Source organism: Actinomadura sp. SCN-SB, from assembly GCF_043906805.1.
Classification (GTDB): Bacteria; Actinomycetota; Actinomycetes; order Streptosporangiales; family Streptosporangiaceae; genus Spirillospora.
The window spans coordinates 1-388 of sequence record NZ_JBIMPP010000209.1; the positions used below are offsets into that span (position 1 = coordinate 1).

The following is a 388-nucleotide window of genomic DNA, read 5'->3' on the forward strand; positions in this document are numbered from 1 at the left end:
AAAGGGTCTAACCGGTCCTCTTAACGTTCCGGCACCGGGCAGGCGTCAGTCCGTATACAGCGTCTTACGACTTCGCACGGACCTGTGTTTTTAGTAAACAGTCGCTTCCCCCTGGCCACTGCGACCACACCCAGCTCCCACCGCAAAGGGCGATCACCAGACATGGCCCCCCTTCTCCCAAAGTTACGGGGGCAATTTGCCGAGTTCCTTAACCACAGTTCACCCGAACGCCTCGGTATTCTCTACCCGACCACCTGAGTCGGTTTAGGGTACGGGCCGCCGGCACACTCACTAGAGGCTTTTCTCGGCAGCATGGGATCACTCACTTCACCTAAAACGGCTCGGCATCACACCTCACCCTCGAATGCGCCACGGATTTACCAATGGC

The 388-nt window shown here is 57.7% G+C and carries 1 rRNA gene; it reads right to left on the minus strand.

The window, feature by feature from the left end:
- Nucleotides 1–388 (minus strand): 23S ribosomal RNA (locus tag ACGWYJ_RS39080); the annotation flags it as partial.